Source organism: Candidatus Frankia alpina (assembly GCF_902806485.1).
GTDB classification, from domain to species: domain Bacteria; phylum Actinomycetota; class Actinomycetes; order Frankiales; family Frankiaceae; genus Frankia; species Frankia alpina.
Map to the genome: position 1 here is coordinate 1 of NZ_CADCWT010000636.1, position 282 is coordinate 282.

A 282-nucleotide genomic window follows, 5' to 3' on the forward strand; every position below is an offset into this window, starting at 1 on the left:
AGCCAGGGTGAGAACCGCCCAGCCACCCCGCACCCCACCAGTGATCCGCAGCCGCAACGCAGTCCGCGCCCCGAGCAACGCCCGGACACTGTCGGCCTTAGCGGCCAGCGCCTTAACGGTCCAGACGCCGTCCAAGCGCACCTCGCAGCGGACCCCTCCCGGGCCGACGACCGGCGGGGTGGTGAGCGTGCCCGCCAGACCCCGGTCAGCGGCGTGCGCCGTCCAGTACGCCGGGTCGAGCCGGTCGAGCCGGTCGAGCCGGTCGAGCCGGTCGAGCCGGTC

At 74.8% G+C, this 282-nt stretch carries 1 protein-coding gene; it reads right to left on the reverse strand.

The window, feature by feature from the left end:
• On the reverse strand, positions 1-282 hold a 282-nt coding region (locus G6R25_RS24775; RefSeq protein ID WP_205447485.1), incomplete at both ends, for a hypothetical protein.